General features: G+C 65.5%; 16 protein-coding genes, 1 tRNA gene and 1 pseudogene. 5 read left to right on the forward strand and 13 right to left on the reverse strand.

Going from position 1 to position 15,604, the window contains the following annotated elements; translation table 11 throughout:
• The 11 genes from L0C21_RS10835 to L0C21_RS10885 form a co-directional block, all read right to left on the reverse strand.
• Window positions 1-615, reverse strand: a complete 615-nt coding sequence (locus L0C21_RS10835) for a GNAT family N-acetyltransferase (RefSeq protein ID WP_259278361.1) — start codon at window positions 613-615, stop codon at window positions 1-3.
• Between the two features lie 23 nt (window positions 616-638).
• Window positions 639-1,775, reverse strand: coding sequence for a tRNA guanosine(34) transglycosylase Tgt (tgt, locus tag L0C21_RS10840; protein WP_259278362.1), 1,137 nt, complete (start codon window positions 1,773-1,775; stop codon window positions 639-641).
• Window positions 1,772-2,830 (reverse strand): tRNA preQ1(34) S-adenosylmethionine ribosyltransferase-isomerase QueA, encoded by a 1,059-nt coding sequence (gene queA / locus L0C21_RS10845; RefSeq protein ID WP_259278363.1) that lies wholly within the window; start codon window positions 2,828-2,830, stop codon window positions 1,772-1,774. The genes tgt and queA overlap by 4 nt, the downstream gene beginning before the upstream one ends.
• 83 nt (window positions 2,831-2,913) lie before the next feature.
• Entirely contained in the window at window positions 2,914-3,375 is a 462-nt protein-coding gene (locus tag L0C21_RS10850) for a hypothetical protein (protein ID WP_259278364.1), read from the reverse strand.
• Window positions 3,372-3,578 (reverse strand): hypothetical protein, encoded by a 207-nt coding sequence (locus L0C21_RS10855; protein WP_259278365.1) that lies wholly within the window; start codon window positions 3,576-3,578, stop codon window positions 3,372-3,374. Before L0C21_RS10855 ends, L0C21_RS10850 begins: the two co-directional genes overlap by 4 nt.
• 148 nt (window positions 3,579-3,726) lie before the next feature.
• Window positions 3,727-4,257: a peptidylprolyl isomerase gene (locus tag L0C21_RS10860; protein WP_310593370.1), complete on the reverse strand. Its 531-nt coding sequence runs from the start codon at window positions 4,255-4,257 to the stop codon at window positions 3,727-3,729.
• An 89-nt stretch (window positions 4,258-4,346) separates the two neighbouring features.
• On the reverse strand, window positions 4,347-4,859 hold the full coding sequence (coaD, locus tag L0C21_RS10865; RefSeq protein ID WP_259278366.1) for a pantetheine-phosphate adenylyltransferase: 513 nt from the start codon (window positions 4,857-4,859) through the stop codon (window positions 4,347-4,349).
• A 51-nt stretch (window positions 4,860-4,910) separates the two neighbouring features.
• The gene (locus tag L0C21_RS10870; protein WP_259278367.1) at window positions 4,911-5,807 is read right to left on the reverse strand and encodes a polyprenyl synthetase family protein; all 897 of its coding nucleotides are present in this window, start codon (window positions 5,805-5,807) and stop codon (window positions 4,911-4,913) included.
• 15 nt (window positions 5,808-5,822) lie between these two features.
• Window positions 5,823-6,071, reverse strand: a complete 249-nt coding sequence (locus L0C21_RS10875) for an exodeoxyribonuclease VII small subunit (protein WP_259278368.1) — start codon at window positions 6,069-6,071, stop codon at window positions 5,823-5,825.
• Between the two features lie 169 nt (window positions 6,072-6,240).
• A tRNA-Ile gene (locus tag L0C21_RS10880) sits at window positions 6,241-6,316 on the reverse strand.
• A 110-nt stretch (window positions 6,317-6,426) separates the two neighbouring features.
• Window positions 6,427-7,458, reverse strand: a complete 1,032-nt coding sequence (locus L0C21_RS10885) for a polysaccharide deacetylase family protein (protein ID WP_259278369.1) — start codon at window positions 7,456-7,458, stop codon at window positions 6,427-6,429.
• Window positions 7,459-7,690: 232 nt separating this feature from the next.
• On the opposite strand from L0C21_RS10885, the gene L0C21_RS10890 reads away from it, so the two are divergent.
• The 4 genes from L0C21_RS10890 (at window position 7,691) to msrQ (ending at window position 11,802) form a co-directional block, all read left to right on the forward strand.
• Window positions 7,691-8,053, forward strand: a complete 363-nt coding sequence (locus L0C21_RS10890; protein WP_259278370.1) for a hypothetical protein — start codon at window positions 7,691-7,693, stop codon at window positions 8,051-8,053.
• Window positions 8,054-8,258: 205 nt separating this feature from the next.
• On the forward strand, window positions 8,259-9,461 hold the full coding sequence (locus L0C21_RS10895) for a pyridoxal phosphate-dependent aminotransferase (RefSeq protein ID WP_259278371.1): 1,203 nt from the start codon (window positions 8,259-8,261) through the stop codon (window positions 9,459-9,461).
• 369 nt (window positions 9,462-9,830) lie between these two features.
• On the forward strand, window positions 9,831-10,784 hold the full coding sequence (gene msrP, locus L0C21_RS10900; protein ID WP_259278372.1) for a protein-methionine-sulfoxide reductase catalytic subunit MsrP: 954 nt from the start codon (window positions 9,831-9,833) through the stop codon (window positions 10,782-10,784).
• Between the two features lie 22 nt (window positions 10,785-10,806).
• Window positions 10,807-11,802 (forward strand): protein-methionine-sulfoxide reductase heme-binding subunit MsrQ, encoded by a 996-nt coding sequence (msrQ, locus tag L0C21_RS10905; protein ID WP_259278373.1) that lies wholly within the window; start codon window positions 10,807-10,809, stop codon window positions 11,800-11,802.
• 71 nt (window positions 11,803-11,873) lie between these two features.
• On the opposite strand, the pseudogene L0C21_RS10915 reads toward msrQ, so the two are convergent.
• Window positions 11,874-12,763 (reverse strand): annotated as a pseudogene (locus tag L0C21_RS10915) (LysR family transcriptional regulator).
• A 40-nt stretch (window positions 12,764-12,803) separates the two neighbouring features.
• Window positions 12,804-13,769, reverse strand: coding sequence for a thioredoxin-disulfide reductase (gene trxB, locus L0C21_RS10920; protein ID WP_259278869.1), 966 nt, complete (start codon window positions 13,767-13,769; stop codon window positions 12,804-12,806).
• A gap of 1,244 nt (window positions 13,770-15,013) precedes the next feature.
• Here trxB and L0C21_RS10925 point away from each other — a divergent pair.
• Entirely contained in the window at window positions 15,014-15,496 is a 483-nt protein-coding gene (locus L0C21_RS10925) for an Lrp/AsnC family transcriptional regulator (RefSeq protein ID WP_259278376.1), read from the forward strand.
• Window positions 15,497-15,604 lie beyond the last annotated feature (108 nt).

Consider the following 15,604-nt stretch of genomic DNA (forward strand, 5'->3'; position numbering starts at 1 on the left):
TCAGGGGCGGCGCATCATGCACCAGGTGCGCGGGCCATTGGCGGGCAGTTGCACCTCGGCCAGAACGCGAAATCCAAGGCGCTCATAGAAGGCGACATTGCGAAGACTGGCGGTTTCCAGATAGGCGGGGATGCCCGCAGCCTCCGCCGCCTTCAGCCCCGGACGAATGACGGCGGTGCCCAGCCCCTGCCCCTGGCGGCTCGGATCAACGCCGATGGTGGCGAGCAGCCATACCGGCTCCTGCGGGCGAAAGGGCGCAAGCTCCGCCTCCGCTTCTTCCCATGCCTTGGCGCGATCGCCCGCCAGTTTGGAGAATTCCGCTTCAAGTTCGGCAAAGGTGCGGTCCACCTCCGCCGCGCCTTCGGGCGTGGACCACACGGCGACCGCCTCGCAGTCGTCCGTCACCCACACCCGGCCGTAGGGCAGGGCGATGCGGGAGAGGAACAGCAGCTGCAACTGGCGCAACCGCTCCACGTGATGATCGGCGGCCACCGTGTGGCGGGTCCAGGGATAGTCGGCAAAGGCCGCGCTGAGCGTGGCTGCCGCTGCCTCCACGTCGTCCGGAATTGCCGGCCTGACGATAACCGGTTCAGCAGCGGGAGGTGTGGCGATCATCGGCTCTGCCCCTTTCGGGGCGCTTAGCCGCCCCGCCCTGAATAGTATTTATCCAGAAACGCGCGGGCGTGGGAGTCCAGCCGCTGCTCGGCGATGGCATCGCGCAGGCCCTGCATCATGCTCTGGTAGAAGTGAATATTGTGCTGGGTCATCAGCATGGCACCCAGAATTTCACCGGCCTTGACCAGATGATGCAGATAAGCGCGGCTGTAGGTGGCGCACACCGGGCAGGAACATTCGGGATCGAGCGGCCCAGTGTCTTCCTTGTGCTTGGCGTTGCGGATGTTGACCGGACCGTGCGCCGTGAAGGCCTGGCCGTTGCGGCCCGAACGGGTGGGCAGCACGCAATCGAACATGTCAACGCCGCGCACGACCGCGCCCACGATATCATCCGGCTTGCCGACGCCCATCAGGTAGCGCGGGCGATCCTCCGGCAGAAAACCGGGCGCGTAGTCCAGCACCTCGAACATCGGCCCCTGCCCTTCACCCACGGCGAGTCCGCCGATGGCGTAGCCATCGAAGCCGATCTCGCGCAGGCGATCGGCGGATTCCTTCCGCAGGTCCTTATAGAGGCTGCCCTGCTGGATGCCGAACAGGGCGGCGCGGGCGGCGTGGTCCTCCCCGCTGTCGAAGCCGTCGCGCGAGCGCTTGGCCCAGCGCATCGACATCCGCATGGACCTGGCGGCGACCTCGTGGCTCGCCGGGTGCGGCGTGCATTCATCAAACGCCATCACGATGTCGGACCCCAGCAGCCGCTGGATTTCCATGGAGCGTTCGGGCGTCAGGTTATGCCGCGAGCCATCGATATGGGAGGCAAAAGAGACGCCATCCTCGGTGATTTTCCGCAAAGACGACAGCGACATGACCTGATAGCCGCCGGAGTCCGTGAGGATCGGCCGGCTCCAGTTCATGAACTTGTGGAGGCCGCCGAGCTTGGCCACCCGTTCCGCCGTAGGGCGCAGCATCAGGTGATAGGTGTTGCCGAGAATAATATCCGCGCCCGTCGCGCGCACCTCTTCGGGGCGCATGGCCTTCACCGTGGCGGCGGTGCCCACCGGCATGAAGGCGGGCGTGCGGATCTCGCCGCGCAGCATGTGAATGACGCCGGTGCGGGCCCTGCCGTCCGTCGCCTTGATCTCGAATTTGAAACGCTCGCTCATGCCTCAGCCTCGTAGCGGAAGAGGAGGCTTGCGTCACCGTAGGAATAGAACCGATACCCGCTTGCAATGGCGTGGGCATAGGCCGCCTTCATGGTCTCAAGGCCGGAGAAGGCCGAGACCAGCATGAACAGCGTCGACTTGGGCAGGTGGAAATTGGTCATCAGCACATCGACCGCCTTGAAGCGGTAGCCGGGGGTGATGAAAATGTCCGTCTCCGCCGCGAAGGGGTGGATGACGCCATTTTCATCCGCCGCGCTTTCGATCAGCCGCAGCGAGGTGGTGCCGACGCAGACGATGCGCCCGCCCCGCGCCTTCACGGCGTTGAGCTTCTCGGCCACTTCCGGGCTCACCTCGCCCCATTCGCTGTGCATCTTGTGGGCGGTGGTATCCTCCGCCTTCACCGGCAGGAAGGTGCCCGCGCCCACGTGCAGCGTCACCGTTACCCGCTCGATGCCGCGCGCATCCAGCGCCGCCAGCAGCCGATCGGTGAAATGCAGCCCCGCCGTTGGCGCGGCAACCGAGCCTTGGCGCCGGGCAAAGACGGTCTGGTAATCCTCAGCGTCCTTCTCGTCCGCCGGGCGACGGCTCGCGATGTACGGCGGCAGCGGCATGGTGCCCGCCTCCATCAGCGCCGCTTCCACCGGCCCCTCGCACTCGAACAGGAAGGCGATGGGGCCATCGGGCAGCTTGTCCTCGACGATGGCTGAAAGACGCTCGCTGAACACCACCCGATCGCCGACTTTCAGCCGCTTGGCGTTCTTGACGAACGCATGCCAGCGCTTCGCCTCCACCCGCTTGTGGAGCGTCACGCCCACCTTCGCCTCGCCCCGCGTGCCGAACAGCTGGGCCGGCAGCACGCGGGTATCGTTGGAGACCAGCACGTCGCCGGGGCGCAAGAACTCCGGCAGGTCGAGCACGCCCTTGTCTTGAAGAGCGGTGCCTTGCAACGCCTCACCGGGGCGCACCACCAGCATCCGCGCGCTGTCCCGCGGGCTTGCTGGCCGCAGGGCGATGCGATCTTCGGGCAAATCGAAATCGAACAGGTCTACGCGCATGGACTACTCGCTGTGGGCGGGTGGAAATGGCGGCCCTTGTAGCGAAGTTTTGGCGTTTTTGCAGTGTAGAACGTGGCCCCGCTCTACTGCCCGAGCTGGCTGAGAACCGAAAGCAGATCGACGCCCAGCAGCCGGATGCCGAGGGCCAGCATGACCAGGACGAACGTGTTGATTGCGGTGGCGATCAGCCCCTGCCCCACCTGCCGGGCGAAGGAGCTTCGCTGCTCCACCTGCGCGGCGGCCTGTTCGATACGAACCGTGATCGCCTCTTGCTCGATGACGGGCCGGACGTCTTCCACCATTCGGCTTGCGAAGCCAATCAGGAGATCATCGGCGTTCTTGCGATAGCGTGCCAACTGATCCGCAGTGGCGACCGCCCGTGCGAACGCCAGATCCTCCTCCACCGTGGGCGGGCGACCTCGGCTCCGCTCAAAATCGCGCGCCCAGGCCCGCTTGTGGCATTTGTATAATCCGTAGGCAGTCAATGCCTCGGGATTTTCGTCATCAACCCCAAGGGCTTCGAAGACGGGGTTCTTTTCCGTCACGGCTTATACGGCTCTTCCTTTTGTTTGATCTTTCGCATGGCCTCAGCCGCAGCCTTGAGCGCCGCCTCGTAAACATCACGGCGAAGCGAGACCACAAGCCTTCCATCCGGCATCCGGTAGTTGGTGAAGACCCCTCGGCCGGGGCGGGCGGGGCCGGTATCCACCCGGTAGAATGTCTCTTTTCCTGTGCTGCGCGCGACCATGGCTTTTCTTCCTTATTTGACGAACTCTAACATTGGCGCGGGCGGCTCGCCACCGGCTCATGGTCGTAGAACGCCCCTAACGACAAAGGGCCAAACGAAAAGGGGAGGCGATTGCCTCCCCTTCACGTCTTGCAAGACTTCGCCCGGCTTACTGCGCTGCGCCTTCGCCTTCCGCCTTGGCGGCATCGGCGGCGACGTAGGCCTTGACGATCTTGGTCGGGTTGGCGGGCGGCTCGCCGCGGGCAATGCCGTCGACGGCTTCCATGCCCTCGATCACCCGGCCCCAGACCGTGTACTGGCCATCGAGGAAGAACGCCGGCTGGAAGCAGATGAAGAACTGGCTGTTGGCGCTGTTCGGATCACCCGCGCGGGCCATGGAGGCCGTGCCGCGCACGTGCGGCAGGTCGTTGAACTCGGCCGGCAGGTTCGGGTACTTGGAGCCGCCCATGCCGGTGCCGGTCGGGTCGCCGCCCTGGGCCATGAAGCCCTCGATCACCCGGTGGAAGATGGTGCCGTCGTAGAAGCCCTCGCGCGCCAGCTGCTTGATGCGCTCGACGTGCTTGGGCGCCTTGTCCGGGCGCATGGCGATCTTCACCGTGCCGCCGGTGGACAGCTCGATCACCAGCACGTTTTCAAGGTCGGTCGCGGCGGGCGCGACGGTGGTTTCAGTCTGAGCCATAACACCTCCTGTCAGTCCGAGGAGCGCCAGGAGGCTCAGCAACATGCGCCGCGTCATCTGATGGAACCCGCTCGGTCGATTCTTCTGATTCATTTGCGCTCTACCCGCGCACGCACCTCTTCGGCAATGGTTACGGGCACGAAAGCCGTAATATCGCCGCCGTAGATGGCAATTTCCTTAACCAAACGCGAGGCGATGGGCTGCAACGCCACATCGGCCATGAGAAACACCGTCTCCACGTCCGGGTTCAGCTTCTGGTTCATGCCAGCCATCTGGAACTCGTATTCAAAGTCGGAGACCGCTCGGAGGCCGCGAATGATGACATCCGCCCCCTGCTCCTCCGCGAAGTTCATGAGGAGGCTGTTGAACGACACCACCTCCACGTTGTCGGCCACCTGCGCCGTCTCGCGGCGCACCTGCGCCACCCGCTCCTGAAGCGTGAACATGGGCGACTTGGACGGGTTGGTGGCAACGCCGATCACCAGCCGGTCGACCAGCTTGGAACCGCGCCGGATGATGTCCAGATGCCCCTTGGTGATGGGATCGAACGTGCCCGGATAGACACCGACCCGCGGACGATGGGTAACCGCCTGATCTGCCATAACGCCTTCTCTCGCCCCCCTGGCCGAAGCCCTGACTGTCCGGTCGCTGCCTCAATGATCCCGCTCGATGGCGAAGCGGGCAATGGCGCGCAAGAGGTCCGCCTTCGCGCCGAAGCCCGAGAGGTGCCCGATCGCCTGATCGATGAGGAAATCCGCCTGCTGGCGCGCCCGCTCGATGCCCAAGAGCGAGACGAACGTCGCCTTGCCCGCCGCCGCATCCTTGGCGACGGCCTTGCCGGTGCGGGCGGAAGAGCCCTCCGCATCAAGAAGATCGTCGGCGATCTGGAACGCGAGCCCCAGGTCGTGCGCGTAGGCGCGCAGGCGCTGGCGCTCGTCCGCCCCCGCCTTGCCCATGATCGCCCCCGCCTCGATGCAGGCGGCGAGCAGCGCGCCAGTCTTCAGCTGCTGAAGCCGGGTCGTCGTCGGCAGATCGAAAGTGGAGGTCTCGGCCGCCAGGTCCATCGCCTGCCCGCCGACCATGCCCGCCGGGCCGGAGGCGCGGGCCAGCTCCTGAATCAACTCCAGGCGCACGCGCGGGTCGTCATGGGTGGCCTCGTCCGCCAGCACCTCGAAGGCGAGCGTCAGCAGCGCGTCGCCCGCCAGCACGGCGGTGGCTTCATCGAACGCCTTGTGGACCGTGGGCTTGCCCCGGCGCACGTCATCGTCGTCCATGCAGGGCAGGTCGTCGTGGACGAGGCTGTAGCAATGCACGCACTCGATGGCGAGGGCCACGCGCAGCGCGCGCTCCTTCTCCACATGAAACAGGTCGCAGGCGGCCACCGTCAGCAGCGGGCGCATGCGCTTGCCGCCATCCATGGTGGCGTGGCGCATAGCCTCGTAGAGACGGCGGCGCGGATCTTCCGGCACGGCCAGTAGCCGGTCGAACCGGGAGTCCATGGCCTGTGCAAGCGCGTCAAGAGCCGGCTTGAGGGCTGGAGGCGGATGCATGGCGGTCCTACTCGTTTATTCGGCGTCGAAGGGGGTCGCGCCCTTGGGCGCGCCATCCGCGCCGATCTGCAGCTTCTCGATGCGCGCCTGCGCGTCCTTCAGCTTGCCCTCGCAATGCTGCCGAAGCAGCGTGCCCTCGGTGTAGAGATCGATGGAGTCCTCAAGGCTGGCCTCGCCGGACTCCAGCCGGTGCACGATCTGCTCCAGCTTCTCCAGAGCCGCCTCGAAACTGAGTGCCGCGATTTTTTCGGCTGTCGTCGTCATGCTTCCCTCTTGAAAGAGGCCTCTGTTCTGGCCGCTGGCTTTCGGCGGGTCAAGCCTGCACGCGCCCCTGGGCGGCAGTTCCCATGGTCGTGACGCATGCGTGCCATAACCCCGCCCCCGCAGCGGATGCGGGGAAGACAGAGGAATTGCGGGTTTTGAGAGAGGATTCTGGTGGGCCCGGCAGGACTCGAACCCGCAACCTAGCCGTTATGAGCGGCCAGCTCTAACCATTGAGCTACAGGCCCCAAGAGAACCGGTTTTTTCGTTATCAAATCTTGCGGACCATGGCCAGAGGGTTTTCCGGGCGGCGGCACCGAAGCGCAACAAGTTAAAGTATTTATTTCAGATACTTGGATCAGGCTCTTGGGGCAGTCAGGCCTGAACGGCCGCCGTGCAGCTGTCCAGCCGGGCGGCGGCAAGGATATCGAACGGCGTCGCCGGTTTGCAGCCCACGGTCTGGATGAGGAAGGTCAGCACCTCGTGCAGCCAGCCGTAGAGGCCTTCCAGATCGGCGCTGTTCCGCACGTAGGGCGTGTTGCCCGGCTCCAGCGACGGCGAGTGGAAGGAGATGCAGAAAATCTTCTGCCCCTGCGCTGCCAGCACTTTCAAGGCAGGAATCACCTCCTCCACCGGCATCCCCTCGGGCGAGAGGGTGACGCGGTTGAGCAGGCGGCTGTGGGACAGCAGCGCCGTCATCGGCCGCATGCGCGAGGCGGCGGCGTAGACCTCCTCCCCCCACCCCGCGCAGGAGGCCGGTGAAGGTGGTGGTCAGCGGCAGCTCCAGCAGCTGCTGCCCAGCGTCCGCCCAGTAGGGCTGGGGCAGGATGCGGCGGAAGTTGGGGCCGCCTTCGTCCGCATAGTCGAAGAAGGGCCGCACGGACACATCCACCGAATAGCCGAGTTCGGTGAGGATGCGCGCCGAGTTGGGGCCGACGCCGTAGCGCCCCGCCCGGTAGACGCGCGGGCGCACGCCAAAACCGGTCTCGATGGCCTCCGTCAGCGCCAGCAGCTTGGCCCGCTCGGTCTCGCGCGGCAGGTTGCCGGCAAAGGAGTTGGCGCGGGTCAGCTCCTCGATGAAGGGCGGGTTCACCCACGGGTGCAGCTGGCTGCCGATGATGCAGTTGCCCGCGTCCACCCAGGGCCTCAGCACCTCGATGCTCTGCGGCGTCGTGGCGATGGGATAGTCGATGAGATAGCAGGGCGTGATACCGTATTCGAGGAACAGGCGGTGCGCCCGCTCCAGCTTGGTGATGGAGCCGACCGAGACGTTGCTGCGGCTCATCGGCTGGCTCCAGTCGAAATCCTCTTCCGTGTCGACAAGGACCAGCACGCGGGGCGCAAATCCCGGACCGAAGGTCACATAGTCGGTCGACTCTGGCGATAGCATCTCGGTGAATCGGCCCCAGCTGGATTTGCTATGGTTGTCGTCTTGCCCCCAAGGGGCCTGAACTCCGGCTCCCTCGCGGGAACGATATCGATCTCTCGCGGCCCATTGCAAGGCTGATTGACGGTTTAATTCACCTGCCACCCTTTGCCGTTGCCAATCGTTTACTCTCCGTATCCTTGAACAGGATGCCGACCCCTCTAGTTTCTTCAATGCATTATCAGGGAGAATGCTCATGAAGAAGTTCCCCAAGATCTTCGTCCCGGCGGCCGCCATCATCGCCCTGTGCGGCCTTCAGGCTTGCGACCGAAGCGCGGAACAGGTGGGCGCGGACGCCGGACGGGCCGTGGACGACGCATCGGCCGATGTGCGCGACGGCGCGCACGAAGCAGGCAACGAGCTGCAGGAATTCGGCAACGAGGCCGGGCAGAAGGCCGATGAACTCGGCAACGACGCCGAACAGGCCGCCGACCAGGCGGGCGAGAAAATCGAATCCGGCGCCGAGGCCGTGAAGAAAGAGACCGGCAAGGCACTTGATTCCGCCGGACAGGCCATCGAGGAAACGGGCGAAGATATGAAGGACGGAAAAACGCAATAATATTGCCCAACCAGGGCGCGCCCGCAGAAAACGGCGCGCCCGCGGGGCTTCCTCTCCTGAACCGGGCGCAAAGACCGCCACATTTCCATGCGGCGTTTTAAACAACCGCCCGAGGGCTGCTTGAACGGCCGTGCTTGCTGCACTAGGGTGCGCCGCCTTTTCCAAGGCCTGCACCCGATCAGTCTGAATAAAGAGGATGCCCCCGATGAGCTTTCTGAGCGCTGCGCTTGGCCGTATCAAGCCGTCCCCCACCATTGCGGTCACCAACAAGGCCGCCGAGCTGAAAGCTCAGGGGAAGGACGTCATCGGCCTCGGCGCGGGCGAACCCGACTTCGACACGCCCGACCATATCAAGGAAGCCGCCATCGAGGCGATCCGCCGGGGCGAGACCAAGTACACCGGCGTTGACGGCACCCCGGCCCTGAAGAAGGCCATTGCCGCGAAGTTCAAGCGCGAGAACGGCCTTGAGTACGCCACCGACCAGATCACGGTGAACTCGGGCGGCAAGCACACCATCTTCAACGCGCTGATGGCGACGCTGAACCCCGGCGACGAGGTGGTGATCCCGGCCCCCTACTGGGTGTCCTACCCGGACATGGTGCTGCTGGCCGGCGGCACGCCGGTCTTCATCGAAGCCACCATCGACACCGGCTTCCGCATCACGCCGGAACAGCTGGACGCGGCCATTACGCCCAAGACCAAGTGGGTCATCCTCAACTCGCCGTCCAACCCCTCGGGCGCGGCCTACTCGGCCGAGCACCTGCGCGGCCTTGCCGACGTGCTGCTGAAGCACCCGCACGTGTGGGTGCTGACGGACGACATGTACGAGCACATCGTCTACGACGACTTCAAGTTCGCCACCATCGCCGCCGTCGAGCCCAAGCTCTATGACCGCACGCTGACCATGAACGGCGCCTCCAAGGCCTATTCCATGACCGGCTGGCGCATCGGCTACGCCGGCGGCCCGAAGCACCTCATCAAGGCGATCTCGGCCATCCAGTCCCAGTCCACCTCCAACCCGTGCTCCATCAGCCAGGCTGCCGCCGTTGCGGCGCTGAACGGCCCGCAGGACTTCCTGAAGGAGCGCGCCAAGGTGTTCCAGCAGCGCCGCGACTTGGTGGTGAAGATGCTGAACGAGGCCGAGGGGCTGAACTGCCCCACCCCGGAAGGCGCGTTCTACGTCTACCCGTCCTGCGCCGGCCTCATCGGCAAGACCACGCCGGACGGCAAGACGCTGAACACTGACGAAGACGTGGCCACCTACCTGCTGGAATCGGTGGGCGTTGCCGTGGTGCACGGCGCGGCCTTCGGCCTGTCGCCGCACTTCCGCATCTCCTACGCCACCTCGACCGAGGTACTTCAGGAGGCCTGCACCCGCATCCAGAAGGCCTGCGCCGCGCTGAAGTAGGCCGCGCCAGAGCCGCTGACCAATCAGGGCGCTACCGGGCAACCGGAGCGCCCTTTTGTTTTTTCGCAGGAGGGGCTTACCCCTCTTGGCAACCTCTCATCCGCTCATCGGGCCGCGCCCTGCCCCAAGCGCCGAGCCCCTGCCTGCACTAATGATAAGACCCGGTGCGGCTCATCGCCGTTTTCAATCCAGTCGGCGCGGCGCGTGTAACGAACGCGGCCCGAAAAACGAACAGGGGGTTTCAGGGGGAATAGGGTCCCCTTGCAAATCAGTTGAGATGACCGCCTTCGCGGTCGGGGGGAACAGGTTCCCCCTGCAAATACAAATCAATCCGCCCTAGACTCGATGGAACCACCAGCGGAGGCCCCCATGCCCATTCACATCCGCCCCGACTATTCCCTGCCCGAGCGGGAGGCGACGCCCGAGGCCCTTTACCTCAACCGCCGGGAATGGCTGGCGGGGATGATTGCCGCCGGGCTTTTGCCCGCCTCCGCCCTTGCCACGGCGGTGGAAGCCGCCGCAGCGCCGCTGGCCAAGCTCAACGCCAAGCCTGGCCCCTTCTCGACGGACGAGGAGAAGACGCCTCTCAAGGCGGTCACCACCTACAACAACTTCTACGAGTTCGGCACGGACAAGGGCGACCCGGCCGAGAATGCCCACTCCTTACGCCCCCGGCCGTGGACGCTGGCGGTGGAGGGCCTGGTGGACAAGCCCCAGCGCTTCGACGTGGACAAGCTCATCAAGGCCATGCCGCTGGAGGAGCGGATTTACCGCCTGCGCTGCGTTGAGGGCTGGTCGATGGTCATTCCGTGGGTCGGCTTTCCGCTGGCGAGCCTGTTGAAGGCGGTAGAGCCGCAGGCGGGCGCGCGCTACGTGGCGTTCACGACGCTGCATGACCCAAGGCAGATGCCGGGCCAGAAGGGCGGCGTGCTGCAATGGCCGTATCGCGAGGGGTTGCGGCTCGATGAAGCCATGCACCCCCTCACCCTGCTGGCGGTGGGCCTTTATGGCCGGGCGCTGCCCAACCAGAACGGCGCGCCCATTCGCCTGGTGGTGCCGTGGAAATATGGCTTCAAGAGCATCAAGTCGATCGTCTCCATCCGCCTTACCGACAAGCAGCCGGCCACCACGTGGAGCACCATGGCCCCGCGCGAGTATGGCTTCTACGCCAACGTGAACCCAGCTGTCTCCCACCCGCGCTGGAGCCAGGCGAAGGAGCGGCGCATCGGCGAGTTCCTGCGGCGGGACACCCTGCCGTTCAACGGCTACGGCGCGCAGGTGGCCGGGCTTTACAAAGGCATGGACCTGCGCCGCTTCTACTGACCGGACCCAGGAAGATACCCACGTGACACGCCCCGCCACCGCGCGCCGGATTCGCCTGGCACTGAAGCCCATCACGTTCATCGCGCTCGCGCTGCCGCTGGCGTGGCTGGCGCTGCAATGGTTCCACCTGTTGACGGACGGCGGCGGCAACCTCGGCGTCAACCCGGTCGAGGCCTCCATCCACCACACCGGCCAGTGGGCGTTGCGGTGCCTTTTGCTGACGCTGGCGGTGAGCCCGCTGGCGAAGCTGCTGCGTTTGCCGACGCTCGTCACTTTGCGGCGCATGTGCGGCCTCTACGCCTTCACCTACGCCGTCATCCATCTGCTGCTCTACTTCGGGCTGGACCGGGAGTTCTCGGTTGCCGAACTGTGGGCGGACGTTTTGAAGCGCTGGTACATCACCCTTGGCATGACCGCGCTGATTCTCATGCTGCCGCTCGCCCTCACCTCCACCGCCAAGGCGATTCGCAGGCTGGGCGCGCGCCGATGGCAGAAACTGCACCGGCTTGTCTATCTGGTCGGCGCGTTCGCCGTGCTGCACTTCTGGTTGCTAGTAAAGGGAAATCAGCCAGAACCCCGAATTTATGCAGCAATTTTCTTTATTCTGATGCTTGCGCGGCTGCCAAGATTGCGCCAATCTGCCGCGCACACAAAAAAAGGCCGGGCGATAAACGCCCGGCCTAGTCTGCATAGGGACGCTCCACCGGGGGAGATGGAGCCGTCGGATCCGATACGGGGGAGGACCGATCGGATCAGGTTCGGAACCTCAAAGGGGGGAGGAGAGGAGCTCCGAACGCGTCGCTGCAATGCAACACGCGATCTATATGCGCCGAACAAGGCACTCTCGGTAGAGCATCATTCCGCAATAGAGCCATGCAGTTTTTGCATGGGTCGCGCGCCGAACCCTGGCAGGTTAAGCACACGGCCAGCGGAAGCCTTGAGAGAGCACAAGCCGGAGCTCCCCTTCCTCCCCACCGAACTGGCCGTTTTCCGCCCCGGCCGTGGGCCATGCACTTGAATTATGGATGAACGGATGCCGATGCGCCCGCACCAGGGCGCATGAGGGCAGGCCCTTTGCGTGCCAGGAGGTTAGCCCAGGCTTTCCTGGTTGGCGCGGCTGACGAGGAAATCGCGCAGCACCGCGACGCGGATGGAGCGCTTCAGCTCGCGCGGATAGACGAAGTAGATGGGAAAGCGCGGGCCGATCACATCCGGCAGGATTCGCACCAGCTTGTCGGAGAAGCGCAGCAGATAGGCCGGCAAGGTGCCGATGCCGATGCCATCCTCGATGGCCTGGGTCAGTGCATAGATGTTGTTGACGGAAAGAATGGGCATGCGCTGGCCGGTGAGACGCCCGGCATTCAGCAGCCAGTTCACGTCGCGGATGGGCCCCGGCGCGAAGGAGCCGTAGACCACCAGCCGGTGGTTATCCAGGTCCTGCACCGTCTGGGGGCGCCGAAGCGCTCCAGATACTTGGGCGAGGCGCAGATGTAATAGGGCGTGTCCGCCAGGTGCTTCTGGATGAGGTCGGACTGCTTGGGCTCGTGGAAGCGCAGCGCCACGTCCGCCTGGCGGGTGGACAGGTCGATGTCGTCATCCGACAGAAGCATGTTGATGCGGATATCCGGATACATATCCAGGAAATCGTGCATGTGCTTGACGAGCCAGGTGGAGCCGAAGCTGACCGTGGTCGTCACCCGCAGCTCGCCCGAGGGCCGGGTACGGGTGGCAAGGATCGAGCGCTCGACCGAATCGATGCGCTCGTTGACCAGGCGGGCCGCCTCCAGCAGCTGCTCGCCCTCGTGGGTGAGGGCAAGGCCCCGGGCGTGGCGGTGAAACAGCGCCGCGCCCAGGGTGGATCCGAGCGCCTGGATCTGACGCGAGAGGGCGGGCTGGCTCTGGTGCAGCCGCTTGGCGGCCTCGGTAAAGCTGCCGGCCTCCGCCACCACGTGAAAGAGCCTGAGCTTTTCCCAGTCCATTTCCCTGCCCCCTGTTGGTATGCCGGACCCTGCCCCCGCCTTATTCGGCCGCCAGCGCCGGCTCCGCGTGGTGAGCGAGGAAGCGCTCGGCCTCCAGCGCCGCCATGCAGCCCATGCCGGCCGCGGTCACCGCCTGACGGTACACCTTGTCCTTCACGTCGCCGGCGGCGAACACGCCTGGGATGGACGTGGCGGTCGAGTCGGGCCGGGTGAGGATGTACCCCTCGTCGTCCATATCCAGCTTGCCCTTGAACAGGGCGGTTGCCGGATCATGGCCGATGGCGATGAACAGGCCGTCGGTCTCGACCTCGCTGGTCTCGCCGGTCTTCACGTTCCTGAGGCGCACGCCGGTGACGCCCAGCGGCTCCTCGGTGCCCAGCACTTCCTCGATCACGCTGTCCCAGATCACCTCGACCTTGGGGTGATTGAGCAGGCGCTGCTGGTTGGTCTTGTCCGCCCGCAGCGAATCGCGGCGGTGAACGAGGCGCACCTTGGAAGCAAAGTTGGTGAGGAACAGGGCCTCCTCAACGGCGGTGTTGCCGCCGCCGACCACCACCACCGGCTTGTTGCGGTAGAAGAAGCCATCGCAGGTGGCGCAGGCCGAAACGCCGAAGCCCTGGAACTTCTGCTCGGACGGCAGGCCAAGCCAGCGGGCCTGCGCGCCGGTGCAGATGATGAGCGTGTCGGCCAGGAACACCGTGCCGCTGTCGCCGGTGAGGCGATACGGGCGCTGGCTGAGGTCCACATCAATAATGTGCTCGGACAGGAGGCGCGCGCCCACGTTCTTGGCCTGGGCCTGCATCTGCTCCATCAGCCAAGGACCCTGGATGGGATCGGCAAAGCCGGGGAAGTTCTCCACCTCGGTGGTGATGGTGAGCTGGCCGCCCGGCTGGATGCCGGAGACCAGAACCGGTTCGAGCGCCGCGCGGGCCGCATAGATGGCCGCTGTCAGGCCCGCCGGGCCAGACCCCAGAATAAGCACGCGGGTGGAAATGGTCTCGCTCATGAAATCCTCGGCATTGGTTCGTCGATACGCCCCCGGCTGGGGAAGAAGTGTTGTCCCATATAAGCAGCCGGGGCGGTTTTTACGACACCCCTTCTTCTCGCCCATCTGCAAGTTATTGTTTCGTCCCGCCCGCCGAGGGCGGGTCAGCGGACCAGCCGGAGCGGCTGCGCTGCCTTCAGACCGGGCGCAGTGGCGGCGCCGGGGGCAGGCGGAAGAAGAGGACGAACTGCCGCTCGGCTGCCACCATGTCTCCGCCCAGCGCCTCGACGAGACTTGCGACAAGGGACCGCGCGGCGGCGGGCGACAGGGCGGCCGGGCGCGTGAGGGTATAGGCAAGGCCGCCTCCCCCGCCCGGCGCACCCCGATATCGAGCCGGTCGCCGGGCCGCGCCGCATCGCACGCCCGCCGCGCCAGCCGGGCGAGCGCCTGCGCCAGAAGCGCCGGATTGCCAACGACGGGCGGCATTCCCGGCTCGACCGCCCCGGCGAGGGACAGGCCCTGGCGGCGGGCGTGATCCGCAAGGGCGGCAAGCGCCTCCTCCACCACCCGGGCGGGATAGAACACCTCAGGCCGGAGCGGCGAGGCGGCGCGCGCCTGCGCCCCGCCCCCGGTGAACCGGCGGACACGCAACGGCAGGTCCGTCCGCCCTGCCACGAGTCGGCGCGCCGGCAGCGGCGCGCGGGGCAGCAGCGTCAGCCATTCCGCCTCCTCCAGCCGAACGGAGCGCAAGAGCGGCTCCCAAACCTCAGCCGCCGCGTCTTCCAGCAGCAGGAGAAGCAGCTCCACCCGTCCGCGCGAGGGATGGCGCAGCCGCGCCGCCACCTTCGCCTTGCTGGCCGGGCTCGCCTCGGGCAGCAGCCGGCGCAGAAGCGCGAGCCCCGAGTTGAACTCCGCCTCCCCCGGAGAAGCGCGCCCCTCGATCAGGTAGTCCGCAACATACTGGAAAATCTCGGTCGCCACCGCGCCACTGGCATAGTCTGCCAGGGCGAGAAGTCCCTGCAATCCGGATTCAGCCCTTGCCATCGCCTCGCGGAACCGGTTGTGCCGTGACGCCAAATCCTATCATGGGCCCGAAGGCTTGCCGATATGAGCGGAGGACTAGCAACGAACCAGCCGCGCCTTGGTGCCATCCCTCTGCGAGGGGGGGCCGTCATTCAGTCATGGGAGGTAATTAAATAGCCCTTGCAAGACATTTTATTGCACTGTACCCACTTGCAGTTCGTGGAAATTGCCGGAGTGAAACTGTGGCGCGTGTGAAGCTGGATGCTGTTGATCGGCGGATCCTGAGCAATCTGCAGGACGACGGACGGATGACCAACGTGGAGTTGGCCAACCGCGCCGGAATCACCGCACCGCCCTGTCTGCGGCGTGTCCGGACGCTGGAGACCTCGGGCGTCATCAAGGGCTATCATGCCGACCTGGACCCGGATGCGCTGGGCTACAGCATCATCGTCTTTGCCCTCGTCAGCCTGAAGAGCCAGGCGGAGGCCGACCTTCAGGCTTTCGAGAAGCACGTCGAGGACCTGCCCGAGATTCGGGAATGCTACATGCTGAACGGCGAGATCGACTTCGTGCTGAAGATCGTCTCGACCGACCTGCAAGCCTTCCAGCGCTTCCTCACCTCCAAGCTGACGCCCGCCCCCAACGTGGCGAGCGTGAAGACCTCGCTGGTCATCCGCACCTCCAAGCGGCAGCCGGGCATCCCGGTGGACCTGACGGCGGACTGACCGGGCGCAAAGCCAACCAGACGCAAGGGATAGGGCAAAGCGGGTTTACCGCACGCCCCGCCCCACCAGCCGGCTCGTTTGATTGACGTGGGGAGCCAGCGAAGCTAC

Source organism: Pedomonas mirosovicensis, from assembly GCF_022569295.1.
Taxonomy (GTDB): Bacteria; Pseudomonadota; Alphaproteobacteria; order Sphingomonadales; family Sphingomonadaceae; genus Pedomonas; species Pedomonas mirosovicensis.